This is a genomic window from Amycolatopsis sp. NPDC089917 (assembly GCF_040684635.1).
Lineage (GTDB): Bacteria > Actinomycetota > Actinomycetes > Mycobacteriales > Pseudonocardiaceae > Amycolatopsis.
Genome location: NZ_JBFBGL010000060.1, coordinates 36,207 through 48,685, shown reverse-complemented (window position 1 = coordinate 48,685; position 12,479 = coordinate 36,207). Strand labels below are relative to the sequence as shown.

The window sequence follows — 12,479 nt, the reverse complement described above, 5'->3', positions numbered from 1 at the left end:
CCCACCCATGCGACACCCCCCACCACCGCACAGTTGGGGACCCCCCCGACACTCAAGGCCGACAGGCGCCCGCGCGGTAGAGCACGACACCGTTCCTCTCAAGAAAAAGGGTCGCCACTCACGACCGACCGGGCACCTAGGCCCTGAAGCACAAAGTGCCCCACTGGAACCCCGCCCCGATCGCCGAAACGACGAACGCGTCACCGGGCCGCACCGCCCCCGAGGAGAAACCCTCGTGCAGAACGGTGAAAACCCCGGCGGAACCGGTGTTCCCGAGTCTGTCGACGGTGATCGGCGCGCGGTCGCGTGACACGCCGAGTTTGTCCATCGCCGCCCGCACGATGTTCAGATTGGCTTGGTGGAGAAAGAAATGACTCACCTCGTCCACCGTCAACCCGGACTGGGTGGTGGCGTTCAGGACGCTGTCCGGCAGGCACCGGGTGGCGGTGTCCCAGACCGTCCGGCCGTTCATCTTCAGATAGTGCCGCCGATCCGCGAACGTCGTCGGACCGGCGGGCTGCCGCGAGCCGCCGGCCGGGATCTCGACGTCGTAGGACAGTTCGGCGCCGAAGTCCCAGCCGAGCAGGCCGGTGCCCGGCGTCGTCGCCCGGGTCAGCACGACTGCGCCCGCGGCGTCGCCGAAGAAGACCCGGGTGGTGCGGTCCTCCGGGTCGGTCACGCGGGACGCGCTGTCACCCGCGATCACCAGAACCCGTTCCGCCGCACCGGTCTGCATCAGCAGGGAACCGAGGAACAGCGCCTGGACGCCGTTCGCGCAGGCGGCCTGCGTGATGTCGAAGGTGAGCGCCCGGAAGGCGCCGAGAGCCTCCTTGACGATCAGCGCGGTCGACGGCAGAGGCTGGTCGGAGGTGTAGGTCGCGACGATGATCGCGTCGAGGTCCCGCGCGGTGCGATCCGCCGCCGCGAGGGCGGGCCGGGCGGCCGACACGCACATGTCCGAAGTGGCGAGATCCGGGGCGAGCCAACGACGTTCCCGGATCCCGGTGCGGTCGACGATCCACTCGTCGGAGGTGTCGAGCGTTTCGGCGAGCCGCCGGTTGGTGACGACGTCCGGGGGCAGGTGGACGCCGGTGCCGGCGATCCGGACGGGCAGCGGGGTCACGTGACCGTGCTCCGTTCCGGGCCGAGCTGCCGGTCGAGGTCGGTGTAGAACCGGCCGGACGCGCACGGCAGGCCGAGCAGGACGCGCCGCGCGGCCTCGCCGCACAGCGCGCCACCCAGCGCGACCCCGGAGGCCAGTTGCGGCCAGCTGCTCAGGGTGCGGCCCAGTTCGCCGAAGGAGGCGGCCAGTTCCGGGCTGATCCGGTCGGCGTCGACCATGGCCAGGATCAGGTCGACCTTCCGCTGGTGGTCCAGGTCGGCGACGTCCACGGACTTGATGTCGCCGAGCAGGCCGTGCAGCAGCGGGCGGTCCGGTTCGAGGTCGAAACGTTCGACGTCGAGCATGCCGCGGTCGTTGCAGTCCATGACGACCGGGACCCGCAGATCGCGCGCGTACTCGCGGGCCGCGATCTTGACCCACGGGGTGTCGCATTCCTCGATCAGGAGGTCGATCGCGCCCTGCCCGCCGGTGAAGAACGCCTCGATGTTGTCCTCGGTCAGGCCGTCGCGATGGATCTCGATGTCGAGGTACGGGTCGATCTCGAACATCTGTCGCGCGGACAGGACCGCTTTGTTGACACCGAGTTCGTGCACGCCCGCGCGCAGCCGGTTGAGGTTCGAAAGGCCGAAGTCGTCGAAGTCCGCCAGTTTGTAGGCGCCGCCGACGCCTTCGAGCGCCAAGGTGAGAGCCGCGCTGTTGCCGACCGAAAGACCGATGATCCCGATCCGCTTGCCGAGCAGACGCCGCTGCTCCGGCCGGTCGATCTTGCCGCGGTTGCGATCCGTGCGCACGAGCCGGAACTCGTCGCGCGGCAGGACGTGCACGAGCCGCCGCGACCACGGGTACCAGACCCAGGTGCCGTATTCCCAAAGCGCCAGCCCGGCGAGCTGTTCCCGTTTCCTGGCTTCGATTTCGGCGTCGTCCCGGCACGACGGGTCACGGCTGCGGACCAGTTCGGTCAGCTGATCCTCGATGGTGTCGTGGACCTCGCGGACGTCACCGTAGGCCAGCAAGGCCGTCAGGGCTTGGAAGTCCATCGCGTCGCGGGCCGCGAGCAGGGTCGGCCGCCACAGTCCGCGGTCGGGTCCGGGGACGGTGCCGAGCGCGGCGGGTGCGGGCCTGCTCGGCGACGTCCCGCGGGTGACCGGAGCCGGTGTGGCGGCGGCGATCCCGGGGAACTCGTCCCGCAGCCGGGTGACGAGATCGTGGTGCCGTCCGGCGCCGTCGGCGACGCGGTGGAACATGATCACGACGTCTTCGGTGTACTGCTCGACATAGCGCCGGGTGCCCGGCATGGTACGGAACCCGAACTGCTCGTGGAACCGGTCCTGCCCGTCCTTCGTGCCCGAAGTGCCGATCATGGCGTGGGCGCCGAGATGGTGCGCGGCACCGATCGCGAGCGCGTTGAGGTACTGCCCGAGCCCGAGTTTCCGGGACCGGTGCTCGACGACGAGCCTGCTGTGCTCGAAGACCCGTCCGGGTTCGAACCCTTGTGCGGCAAGCAAGTTCTCATACGGTTCGGCGCCGAGATAGGACCGCGACTGGAAGTTGTCGCCGGTGGCCGGGGTGGAGAGCCGGATGTAGCCGAGCGGCGGGCCGTCCGGCTGCTGCCGTGCGAGGAAATGCCAGGCCCCGAAGTCGAGGTCCTGGTCGTCGACGTGCGAGCCGTCCGCCCGGCGGAAGGCCGGACGGCGGCCGTGGTCGAACAGGATCCGTGCGCGGAGTTCGCGCACGGAGTCGAGCAGGCAGGTGTCGGCCCCGTGGAACGCGGTCACGTTCCACGGGTTGGTGAGATCCGTCAAGTGATGCCTTTTCTGAGGAAAATGCCGGAAGTCGGCGCGATAAGCGTGGGGACGGTCCGGAAATTCGGCGGAAATCGAACTGCGCCGGACGGAACGGACTGTAGCAGCGAGGCGACCGAGCGTCAGCGGATGCGTGCGGTGGCAAGGGATCCGCACGAGCGGGTGCGGCAAACGTTTACCGCCACGGTGATCGACAATCCGTCACGGTGAAGGCAATCGGAATGATGAAGTTCGCGGGAATCCTTACCCGATGGTGTACCGGGCTGTCTCGCAGTGAAAGCGGACCGGCTCGCCGTATGTGGCGGAGGTCACAGCTCCATGATCACCAGGTGGGATGCGCGGAAACCCCGCCGTCCACGATCAGGTTGTGTCCCGTGATCCACGACGCGAGCGGCGAGGCGAGGAACAGGCAGGCGTTCGCGACATCGCCGGGGGTGCCGAGCCTGCCCAGGGGCGCGGCCTGCTCCCAGCGGTGGACGCCGTCGGGCCAGGCGTCGCCGAGGCCGGGACGGTCGACGAGGCCGGGGGAGACGGCGTTGACGCGGAGCCCTCGCGGGCCGTATTCGAGCGCGGCGGCGCGGGCGTGCATGACCAAGGCGGCCTTCGCGCTGCTGTAGTGCGCGTGTCCCGGCGCGGGCTGGGTTGCCTCGATCGAGGCGATGTGGACGACGCTGCCGCCGTCCATCACCTCGGCCGCGGCCTGCGTGCACGAGAACGCGCTGGTGAGGGTCGCGTCGAGGACCGCGCGCCAGCTTTCCGCGGACATCCCCGGCAGCGGCTCGATCGGCTGCACGCCGGCGCTGTTGACCAGGGCGTCCAGTCGTCCTGTCCAGGCCGCGGCGGCGGCCACGAGCCGTCGGCATTCGTCGTCGTCCGTCAGGTCGGCGGTGAACGCGGCGGCGGTGCCCCCGGCCGCCTCGACGCGTTCGACGACGGCGAGCGCCGAGGTCTCGTCACGGTGGTAGTGCACGGCGACGGCGCTGCCCGCCTCGGCGAAACGCAGGGCGATGCCCCGGCCGATGCCGCCGCTGGCCCCGGTGACGAGGGTGGTGGTGCCGGTCAGGTCGAGCATCGAGGTCCCTTCCGCAGCGCCAGTACGCCCGAGGCGGCCAGGAAGACCAGGCCCGCGAGGACGTAGCAGTTTCCCAGCCACTGCTGGGCGGTCGTCCAGGTCTGGCTGGGCCGGTCGAACGCCGGGAAGTACCGGAACGGCGCCGCGACGAAGACCGTGGCGATCACCCCGGTGACGGCCAGCCAGGCCGAGGCGCGGCGGCGATCCCGGCGGTGGAGCACCGCGAAGGCCGCGGTGGTGAACAGCGCCGGGGCGATCCACACCCAGTGGTGCGACCACGACGTCGGCGAGATGAGCAGGGCGAACGTCGCGTTCAGCAGCAGCGCGGGCACCGCCGCCGAGCGGTACATGGTCAGCGCCACCAGCGCCAGCAGGACCGCGGTGAGGGCGAGCCACCACGGCTTGGCGGACTCGACGCCGAACCGCGCGAGCACCGCCTGCAGGGTCTGATTGGTGTGGAACGAGGTGCCGCTGATCCCGGACGCGCCGGCGAGCCCGCCGAACCAGTAGCGCGCGGAGGCCTCCGGGGCGACCGCGAACGCGACGGCCGAGGCGGCCACGAACGTGCCCACCGAGGTCAGTGCGCCGCGGAAGTCCTTGCGTACGAGGAAGAACAGCAGGAACGCCATCGGCGTCAGCTTAACGGCCGCGGCGAGCCCGACGCCGATACCCCGGTAGCGGCCGCGGGCGAGCAGGCAGTCGGCCGCGACGAGGCCCATCAGCAGCAGGTTGATCTGACCGAAGCCGAGCGTCTGGCGGACCGGTTCGAGGAAGAGCGCCGGGGTGATCGCCAGCGACGCGACGAGCAGCGCCTTCCGCCGGTCCCCGGACGGCCACAGCGTGCGGGTGACCGCGTAGAAGGTGACCCCCAGCGCGGCCAGGCTCAGCGCGAACAGCAGGAACACGGAGGCCGTCCACGGCACCAGCGCCAGCGGGGTGAGCATGAGAGCGGCGAACGGCGGGTAGATGAACAGCAGCGGGATACCGGCGTCGGAAAGGGGCAAGGCGCCGTAGAGGTCGCCGCCGTTCCACAGGGTGTCGACGCCGAACCGGTAGATCTCGAGGTCGCTGTGGGAATCGCCCGTCGTCGCCCAGGCCACGACGCACGCGAGCACCAGGGCGGCGAACGCGCAGACCGGCCACCAGGCCCGACCGCGCGACGTGACTGGAGACATCGCTCGGTGACCCTTCGGACGTGCGTCGATGATCACGACTGTACCCGGCGGGCGAGATGCGACTTCCGTTGGCAGTCACGGTACGAACATTGGTCTAGACTTTTCCTTCCCCAGTGTGGTGAAAGGGACCTGTCCATGCGCGGAACGACGGTGTTGCCCAGGACTCCTTGCCTGAAACCGAAGGCGGGGGAATTACCCTTGCACAGACTCGAGGTGCGTGCCCCGGACGCTTTGCCGTTCACGGTCGGCACCTTCGACACGATCGGGCCGATGTCGCGGGCGGCATTCCCGCACCGGCACACTTTCTACGAAATAGTCCATGTCACCGGCGGCAGCGGTGACCACGTCATCGATTTCACGCGCTGGGAATTGGGGCCGCCGCAACTCGCGGTCATAACGCCGGGGCAGGTGCATCATTGGGATGCCCGCGATCTCACCGGATTCGTCGTGCTGTTCACCGACGACTTCCTGCTCGAACATCCGGCGGATCGCGAAACCCTGCGACGGCTGAGCCAGAAGCCGTGGCGGCTCGACGAACGCGCGGCCGAGGAGACGGCGCGGCTGGTCGCCGAACTGGACGAGGAATTCCGTTGTGGCGGACAGGGTACCGATTCGGTGCTGCGGGCCTTGATGCACGTGCTGATCGTCCGGGCGGGACGGCTGCCCGGACTCGCGGATCCGCGTCCGCCGGCCAGGGCGCAGGCGGTGGGAACGGAATTCGCGCGGTTGCTCGGCAGACCCGATCTCGGGCTCTGGTCGGTCGGCGCGCTCGCGGAACGGATCGGTGTCACGCCGGGATATCTGACCGACGCGGTGAAAACGGCGACCGGCCGGACGGCGGCACAGTTGATGCGCGAAGCCAGGACCAGGGAAGCGAAAAGGTTCCTGCTCGGCACGGATCTCACCGTCCGGCAGGTCGCCAGCCGGGTCGGTTTCGCGGATCCGGCCTATTTCTGCCGGTTCTTCCGACGGGAAACGGGGTTGAGCCCCGGTGATTATCGCAGGACCGGAGACGCACCCCCGGAGATTCACCACGACTGACCAAGTCAGTCCATCGTCCACAGCTGATCTTCTCCATACCGTCGAGGGTGATTCCCGAAGCCCCCACGAGGAGCAGGTATGGACGAAGAGAACACGCTCAGCCGAAAGACTGTGCTGAAGGCCGCGCTCGCCGCGGGTGTGGTCGCCCCGGTCGCGCTGGTCGGGGGCCCCGCTCTCGCACGCACCACCGTCGCGAGCGGGCAGACGCCCGAGCTGACCCCGGAATGCCACGATGGAGACGCCCCGACCATCGCGCAGACCGAAGGTCCTTATTTCAAGCCGAACTCCCCGGAGCGGACGTCGCTCGTCACCCCGGGTACGCAGGGCACGAGGCTCACCGTCTCCGGCTTCGTGTTCGGCCTCGCGTGCCAGCCGATCGCGCGGGCGCTGCTGGACTTCTGGCAGGCCGACGTCAACGGCAACTACGACAACTCGGGGTACACCTTCCGCGGTCACCAGTACACCGACGACCAGGGCAGGTTCTCGCTGAGCACGATCGTGCCCGGCCTGTACCCCGGCCGCACGCGACACATCCACGTCAAGGTCCAGGCGCCCGGCAGGCCGATCCTGACCACGCAGCTCTACTTCCCCAACGAGCCGCGCAACAACACCGACACGATCTTCGACCCGCGGCTGCTGATGGACGTGCGGGACGCGGGCGCGGGCAAGGAGGCCGCGTTCGACTTCGTGCTCAACGTGCGGCAGACGCCGACGTCGACGTCGCGGCCGACCACCTCGAACCCGACGACCTCCAACCCGCCCACTTCGACCTCCAACCCGCCTGGCGGGACGACCTGGGCGGCGGGAACCGGCTATTCCGCGGGTACCCGGGTCACCTACAGCGGCCGCGGTTACGTGTGCTTGCAGGCGCACACGGCCCAGCCCGGCTGGGAGCCGCCGAACACGCCCGCGTTGTGGCGCGCGGAGTGACGAGCAGCCGCTGCGGAGGGAGATAAACGCGGGTGGATTCCCGCCGCCGGGACCCACACTCCGGCGGCGGGGGTCCACCCGCCTTCTCGTCCTGGGGTGGGGTTTTCCCCACCCCAAGTAGGAGCTTCGCTACAGCGCGCCGACGCCTCCCCTCGGACGATGATCGATTCCGACATCGGAACGAAGGGGTGACCTGGTATGACGAAGAACCGGAAGCACTGGGGGCGACGGGGTCTGGCTGTCGCCGCGGTGGTGGCCACGGGCGCGATGCTCGCGCCCGTGGCGAACGCGGCGGAGACGACAGAGACGGCGAAGTCCTGGCGGGACCCGGTGTGGTCGCTGGACCTCGCGGCGCATCCGCTGCGGTCGACCGAACCCGGCCGGAACAACGCCGACCTGCGGGCCTTGGGCGCGATGATCGGCGGCGCGAAGGTGGTCGGTCTCGGCGAGGCCACGCACGGCTCGCACGAGTTCTTCGCGATGAAGGAGCGGGTGTTCCGCTATCTCGTCGAGGAGAAGGGGTTCCGGGCGTTCGCGCTGGAGGCGAGCTGGTCGGCGGGCATGGAGATCGACGACTACGTCCAGACCGGCCGGGGTGACGCCCGCGAGATCCTGAAGCGGACGCTGGCCGGTTCCCCGTGGGACCGCGAGGAGTTCGTCAGCCTGATCCAGTGGATGCGCGACTACAACCGCGCCCACCCCACCCGCACCGTGCACTTCGTCGGTGACGATCTCGGCGGGCCTTCGATCAACGACGCGTTCTTCGCCAGGATCACCGACTACGTGCGGCAGCACCATCCGGCGGCGCTGCCCAGGCTGAACCAGCTCTACACCGGTATTCGCCCGATCGACGACCATCTCGCCTACCTCCGCAAACCGCTCGACGAACGGAAGCGGCTCGCCACCCAGGCGGAGCAGGCCTTCGAGCTGATCAAGGGGTTCACCGGCGGGGGAGAGCTCGACTGGACCGCTCAGCACGCCCGGTTCGTCGCGCAGACCACCCGCTTCCTCAGCGTCGACCTCTCGGACCCGAAGTCGCTGCCCGGCTTCCAGATCCTGCGGGACCAGGCGATGGCGCAGAACGTCGCCTGGTGGCAGCGGCGGACCGGGCAGAAGGTCCTGCTCTCCGCGCACAACACCCACGTCGCCTACGTCCCGGACAACCCGGCGATGTACCCGAAGACGCAGGGCGCCTTCCTGCGCGAGGCGCTGGGCCGCGACTACCTGCCGATCGGCTTCAGCTTCGACCGGGGGTCCTTCCTGTCCAAGGACACCGCGATCGGCGGCGATTGGAAGCGGTTCTCCGTCCCGGCCGCGCCGCAGGGGTCGAACGAGTACACCCTCGACAAGGTCCGGTTCGACGACTTCTACCTCGACCTCCGCACCGCGCCGCCCACCGCCCGCGCCTGGCTGGACGCCGCCCGGCCGACTCGCGCCATCGGCACGCTGTTCCCCGTCGACCCCGTGGCCATCTCCCTCGGACGTTCCTACGACGCCGTCATCCACCTGCACGACGTGCGCCAGGCCGATCTGGGAAAGTAGTGACGCCGCGCCCGTTTAGGGGTTTTTGATCCGGTTTGCCTGGCGTGTCGCGGCTGATCTCGGTAGTAGTCGAAGTGTCCGCTTTCGCGGCACCCCAGTTCCAGTACCCAGCGGAGGAAATCCCTGATGTTCAAACGGATGCTCAGCGCCTTCGGGGTCGGCGGCCCGTCCGTCGACACCGTGCTCGACTCGCCGCACGCGGTGCCCGGCGAGGTGATCACCGGACAGGTCCGCATCCAGGGCGGTTCGAGTGACGCCCAGATCGAGGAGATCCTGCTTTCGCTGGTGACCCGGGTCGAGGTCGAGCACGGCGACCACGAACGCGCCGGGACGGCGGAGTTCCTGCGGATCAGCGCGGGCCGCAAAGTGAAGGTGACGGCGGGGCAGCCGACCACCGTGCCGTTCCAGATCGCGCTGCCGTGGGAGACGCCGATCAGCGCGGTCGGCGGACGTGAGCTGCCGGGCATGGTCATCGGCGTGCGGACCGAACTCGTCATCGCCGGCGCGCCGGACAAGGGCGACCTCGACCCGGTGCTGGTCGGACCGCTCGCATCGCAGGACCGGGTGCTGGAGGCGTTCGGCGAGCTGGGCTTCTCGTTCCGCAGCGCCGACGTCGAGGCCGGGCAGCTGCACGGTGTGCGGCAGGAGCTCGGGTTCTTCCAGGAGATCGAGTTCTTCCCGCCGTCGCGCTACGCCGGCCGGGTCAACCAGGTGGAGCTGACCTTCGTCGCGAGCCCGGACGAGCTGGTGGTGGTGCTGGAAGCCGACAAACGCGGCGGCATGTTCCGGTCCGGCGGTGATTCCTTCGGCCGCTTCCACGTTTCGCACGAGGAAGCGCTGCGCACCGACTGGGCGGCGGCCATCGACGGCTGGCTGGCCAACGTCGCCGAATCCGGCGGCGGGCACGCCATGTTCGGCGGGCACCAAGGGCACCAGGAGCACTACGGCCACGACTACGACCACCACGGCCACCATGGCGGGCACGGCAGGCGTGGCCCGGGGATGGGCGGCGTGGTCGCCGGCGCCGCGGCCGGTGTGGTCGGCGGCATGATCCTCGGCGAGGTCATGGAGGACGTCTTCGACGGGGGAGACGAAGGCTTCGAGGAGTGACCGGCGGCTCGTGAGGGGTCCGGGGCGGACCGGTATTTGCCTGTCTGCCGCTGGTCTGCACGGGGCTCGCGATCCCGGCTGGCGTCGGGTTCCACGGTGAAGGATTCCGGACGTTCAACGTCCGGAATCCTCCCCGCTCAGCCCCCAGCCGGTACGCAGACACCGGTCCGTCAGAGCCAATCGTGTCTTAAGCACCTACGGTTTCGCGTGACCGGACGGACGACACACGGCGGGACTCGTTGTCGCAGCGTGTCGTCCGTCCAGTCACCCGTGTCGTCCGTCTGATCACAGGTGCCGTCCACCCGGTCACGCGAAAGCACCGGGCCAGCTCCGGCGGCGCGGCGGGGCCGACCGGGCTCAGGTGTACCAGGTGGGTTCCGGGAGTTCGTTCAGCAGCGCGTAGGCGCCGACTTCCCGGCGTTTGTAGGCCACCGGGTCGTGGAGCGAATGCGTCCGCAGGTTCCGCCAGAAGCGGTCCAGGCCGTACTTCGTGGCGCTCGCGCGGGCACCGGTCAGCTCGAAGATCTTGGTGCCGATTTCGAGTCCGGTGTCGATCACGCGCTGCTTGGCCGCGGCGACGAGGACCGCGATCTCGCCGCGTGCCTCGGGCGTCAGCTCTTCGCGCGGCGCGTGCAGTACGGCCGAGATCGCCGTCCCCGCCTTGTCCACCAGCGCTTCGGCGGCCCACAGCTTCGACTGGAGATCGCCGTAGCCTTCGAGGATGTACCACTCCTCGCCGGAAGTCGTCTTGTTGTCGCCGCCGTACGGCCAGGCACGCGTGTGCTCCCGCGTGTACGCCAGCGCGGTTTCCAGCGCGCCCTGCGCGATGCCGAGATAGAAGTTGGCGAACACCAGCTGGATCGTCGGGACGTTGAGCGTGTTGTAGGTCAAGGGCTGGAACTTCTTGTCCACGTACCCCGCCGCGCTCGCCCACGGCACGCGGACGTCGGTGATGGTCACGCTGCCCGATTCGGTGAGTCGCTGGCCGATGTTGTCCCAGTCGTCGTGGAAGACGATACCGTCCTGTTCGGACGGAACGATGGCGAAGATGTGGTCCTCGGTGCCTTCGAGGACACCTTCGAGCACGGTCAGGTCGGAGATCCTGCTGCCGGTGGAGAACGACTTGTGTCCATTGTAGACGAGTTCGTCGCCGTCCTCGGCGATCGTCAGATCGGAATCGCGGGGATTGACCGCGCCACCGAACACGAAGTCGTTGCGCGTGTACAGTTCTTCGACCGCGGTGATCTGCTCGTCGGTCGCCACCAGTCGCGCGGCCCAGGCCCAGAGATAGTGGTAGCCGAGGATCTGGCCGATCGACCCGTCGCCGCGCGCGACCTCGCGGGTCACGCGATAGGCGGTCTCCCAGGTCTGGCCGCCACCGCCGTGCTCCACCGGGCCGAGCAGCGTCACCAGGCCGGTTTCCTTGAGCAGCCGGACTTCCGCTGTAGGTGTTGCGTTCTTCCGGTCGCGTTCGGCCGCGCTCACCGCGAGTTCGGCGGCGACCTCTTTCGCGACGGTCAGCCATTCGGTGGTGGACCGGACCCGGTTCTCGGTCGTGGTCATGGATGAATTCCGTTCTGTGCGAGGGCGAACGGGAATTCCGGGCAGGGCGGAGCGCCCGGAATTCCCGGGTGTTTCGAAGGTGGGCGGACACTGATTCAGGCCGTACAGAGCATGCGCCCGAGTAGAGCAGTGGCACGACCGGGCGTCAACGAACGTCCGCGCTCTGGGACCGGGCCCGGGGGACGGCTAAGGCCGCCTGGTGACGCTGCATCATCGCGGTCAAGCGGCCAGCGCGCGGCGCAGGACGTCGCCCAATTCACCGATCTGACGGCGGGACACCTCGGCGGACAGGATCGCCTGCGAGCCGTGGAAGGTCCCGGGCCAGTGGTGCAGTTCGACCGAGACCCCCGCCCGCAGCAGCCGGACCGCGTACTCGATGTCCTCGTCGCGGTTGGGGCAGAGTTCGGCGGCGGCCACGTACGCGGGCGGCAGGCCGGAGAGATCGGTGGCCCGTGAAGGAGCGGCGTATGGCGAGGGCGCGGGGCGATCGCCGAGGTAGTGCCGCCACATGGCGGTGGCCTTTTCGCGGTTCAACCACGGTGTGTCGGTGAACCGCCTCGCCGACCACGTCTCCTGCCGGTCGTCGAGCCCCGGCTGATTGAGCAGCTGGAAGCAGATCCGCGGCCCGTCCTCGTCGCGTGCCCGCAACGCCGTCGCCGCCGCGAGCCCGCCGCCCGCGCTGTGCCCGCCGATCGCGATCCGGTCCGGGGAGACGCCGAGTTCCCCCGCCTGGACCGCCGCCCAGTTCAGCACGGTGTAGACGTCGTCGAGCGCGGCCGGGAACGGATTTTCGGGAGCCAGGCGGTACTCCACCGAGATCACCACCGCGCCGGAGGCTTCGGCGAGCCGGGCGGCCCACGGGTGCTCGGTCTCCCTGTCGCCCATGACCCAGCCGCCGCCGTGCAGCCAGACGACGGCGCCGTGCGCCTCGTAAGGCCGGTAGATCCGGACCGGGACAGCGGGCTCCCCGGGCACCGTCCGGTCCTCGACCGTCATCTCCGACGTGTCCGGTCGTGGCACCGACGCGGCCAATTTCGCCAGGTTCGCGCGCTCGGTCACGGGGTCGTCGAGTGTGGCCGGCGGGAAGAGGGCGATGAAGGCTTCCAGTTCGGGATCCATGA

The 12,479-nt window shown here is 69.3% G+C and carries 10 protein-coding genes; 4 read left to right on the top strand and 6 right to left on the bottom strand.

The window, feature by feature from the left end:
- Window positions 1-136 precede the first annotated feature (136 nt).
- From AB0N89_RS32535 to AB0N89_RS32520, 4 genes are all read right to left on the bottom strand, one after another.
- Window positions 137-1,123 (bottom strand): ketoacyl-ACP synthase III, encoded by a 987-nt coding sequence (locus AB0N89_RS32535; protein WP_364212582.1) that lies wholly within the window; start codon window positions 1,121-1,123, stop codon window positions 137-139.
- Window positions 1,120-2,925 carry a ThiF family adenylyltransferase gene (locus AB0N89_RS32530; RefSeq protein WP_364212579.1) on the bottom strand — a complete coding sequence of 602 codons (1,806 nt, stop codon included), beginning with the start codon at window positions 2,923-2,925 and terminating at the stop codon, window positions 1,120-1,122. Before AB0N89_RS32530 ends, AB0N89_RS32535 begins: the two co-directional genes overlap by 4 nt.
- A 322-nt stretch (window positions 2,926-3,247) precedes the next feature.
- Window positions 3,248-3,997 (bottom strand): SDR family oxidoreductase, encoded by a 750-nt coding sequence (locus tag AB0N89_RS32525; protein ID WP_364212576.1) that lies wholly within the window; start codon window positions 3,995-3,997, stop codon window positions 3,248-3,250.
- Window positions 3,985-5,172 (bottom strand): glycosyltransferase 87 family protein, encoded by a 1,188-nt coding sequence (locus AB0N89_RS32520; protein ID WP_364212573.1) that lies wholly within the window; start codon window positions 5,170-5,172, stop codon window positions 3,985-3,987. The genes AB0N89_RS32525 and AB0N89_RS32520 overlap by 13 nt, the downstream gene beginning before the upstream one ends.
- Before the next feature lie 135 nt (window positions 5,173-5,307).
- On the opposite strand from AB0N89_RS32520, the gene AB0N89_RS32515 reads away from it, so the two are divergent.
- The 4 genes from AB0N89_RS32515 to AB0N89_RS32500 all read left to right on the top strand — a co-directional run bounded on the left by AB0N89_RS32515 (window position 5,308) and on the right by AB0N89_RS32500 (window position 9,795).
- Complete coding sequence (locus AB0N89_RS32515) at window positions 5,308-6,213, top strand: AraC family transcriptional regulator (RefSeq protein WP_364212570.1); 906 nt, start codon at window positions 5,308-5,310, stop codon at window positions 6,211-6,213.
- 78 nt (window positions 6,214-6,291) lie between these two features.
- Window positions 6,292-7,143 carry a carbohydrate-binding protein gene (locus tag AB0N89_RS32510; protein ID WP_364212567.1) on the top strand — a complete coding sequence of 284 codons (852 nt, stop codon included), beginning with the start codon at window positions 6,292-6,294 and terminating at the stop codon, window positions 7,141-7,143.
- A gap of 198 nt (window positions 7,144-7,341) precedes the next feature.
- Window positions 7,342-8,685, top strand: a complete 1,344-nt coding sequence (locus AB0N89_RS32505) for an erythromycin esterase family protein (protein ID WP_364212564.1) — start codon at window positions 7,342-7,344, stop codon at window positions 8,683-8,685.
- A gap of 126 nt (window positions 8,686-8,811) precedes the next feature.
- The gene (locus tag AB0N89_RS32500) at window positions 8,812-9,795 is read left to right on the top strand and encodes a sporulation protein (RefSeq protein ID WP_364212561.1); all 984 of its coding nucleotides are present in this window, start codon (window positions 8,812-8,814) and stop codon (window positions 9,793-9,795) included.
- Window positions 9,796-10,152: 357 nt separating this feature from the next.
- Here AB0N89_RS32500 and AB0N89_RS32495 read toward each other — a convergent pair whose 3' ends face one another.
- Together AB0N89_RS32495 and AB0N89_RS32490 are read right to left on the bottom strand one after the other, a co-directional pair.
- Entirely contained in the window at window positions 10,153-11,358 is a 1,206-nt protein-coding gene (locus tag AB0N89_RS32495) for an acyl-CoA dehydrogenase family protein (RefSeq protein ID WP_364212554.1), read from the bottom strand.
- A 219-nt stretch (window positions 11,359-11,577) separates the two neighbouring features.
- On the bottom strand, window positions 11,578-12,477 hold the full coding sequence (locus tag AB0N89_RS32490) for an alpha/beta hydrolase (RefSeq protein ID WP_364212551.1): 900 nt from the start codon (window positions 12,475-12,477) through the stop codon (window positions 11,578-11,580).
- Window positions 12,478-12,479: the final 2 nt, after the last annotated feature.

What these genes read in the sequence shown, in the direction of transcription:
- AB0N89_RS32525 (WP_364212576.1), bottom strand. Translation starts at nt 3,997, where the DNA reads ATGCTCGACCTGACCGGCACCACCACCCTCGTCACCGGGGCCAGCGGC.
- AB0N89_RS32520 (WP_364212573.1), bottom strand. Translation starts at nt 5,172, where the DNA reads ATGTCTCCAGTCACGTCGCGCGGTCGGGCCTGGTGGCCGGTCTGCGCG.
- AB0N89_RS32515 (WP_364212570.1), top strand. Translation starts at nt 5,308, where the DNA reads ATGCGCGGAACGACGGTGTTGCCCAGGACTCCTTGCCTGAAACCGAAG.
- AB0N89_RS32510 (WP_364212567.1), top strand. Translation starts at nt 6,292, where the DNA reads ATGGACGAAGAGAACACGCTCAGCCGAAAGACTGTGCTGAAGGCCGCG.
- AB0N89_RS32505 (WP_364212564.1), top strand. Translation starts at nt 7,342, where the DNA reads ATGACGAAGAACCGGAAGCACTGGGGGCGACGGGGTCTGGCTGTCGCC.
- AB0N89_RS32500 (WP_364212561.1), top strand. Translation starts at nt 8,812, where the DNA reads ATGTTCAAACGGATGCTCAGCGCCTTCGGGGTCGGCGGCCCGTCCGTC.
- AB0N89_RS32495 (WP_364212554.1), bottom strand. Translation starts at nt 11,358, where the DNA reads ATGACCACGACCGAGAACCGGGTCCGGTCCACCACCGAATGGCTGACC.
- AB0N89_RS32490 (WP_364212551.1), bottom strand. Translation starts at nt 12,477, where the DNA reads ATGGATCCCGAACTGGAAGCCTTCATCGCCCTCTTCCCGCCGGCCACA.